Source organism: Dictyoglomus sp. (assembly GCF_049968615.1).
Lineage (GTDB): Bacteria > Dictyoglomota > Dictyoglomia > Dictyoglomales > Dictyoglomaceae > Dictyoglomus > Dictyoglomus turgidum.
The window spans coordinates 1-673 of sequence record NZ_JBMFQK010000029.1; the positions used below are offsets into that span (position 1 = coordinate 1).

The 673-nt window shown below is 38.6% G+C and carries 1 protein-coding gene and 1 tRNA gene; both read left to right on the top strand.

The annotated features are described in order from the left end of the window. Positions 1-520: peroxiredoxin (locus tag ACP5QL_RS09235; RefSeq protein ID WP_428127299.1), on the top strand; the 520-nt coding region annotated here is incomplete at its 5' end. A 53-nt stretch (positions 521-573) separates the two neighbouring features. Beyond that, positions 574-646: transfer RNA gene (locus ACP5QL_RS09240), tRNA-Asn, on the top strand. Positions 647-673: the final 27 nt, after the last annotated feature.

The following is a 673-nucleotide window of genomic DNA, read 5'->3' on the forward strand; positions in this document are numbered from 1 at the left end:
AGCCGACTTTACACCTGTTTGTACTACAGAGTTTGTAGCGTTCCAAAAGAGAATAGACCAGTTTAAAGAGTTAAACTGTGAACTTATTGGCCTCTCTATAGACCAAGTTTTCTCCCATATTAAGTGGGTAGAATGGATTAAAGAAAAACTTGGCGTAGAGATTACGTTCCCTATCATAGCAGACGATATGGGAGAAATTGCTAAATCTCTTGGAATGATAAGCCCTTACAAAGGAACAAACACTGTAAGAGCAGTGTTTGTATTAGACCCAGAAGGAACAATAAGACTTATACTCTACTATCCACAAGAGATAGGAAGATACATAGACGAGATAATAAGAGCAGTCAAAGCTCTTCAAGTATCAGACGCTAACAAAGTAGCAATACCTGCTAACTGGCCTAACAACGAACTTATAAAGGACGAAGTAATCATTCCACCAGCATCAGACGTAAAAACAGCTTCAGAAAGACCTAAACAGTATGACTGCTTTGACTGGTGGTTCTGCCACAAAAAAATCTAATATAAAAAAATGTTGCAAAATTTTAAGAGTATGTTATAATATTTATCACTAATTCCCGAGTAGCTCAGCTGGCAGAGCGGTCGGCTGTTAACCGACTGGTCGGGGGTTCGAATCCCTCCTCGGGAGCTTCTTATCTATAACTTTTTCTTAAAA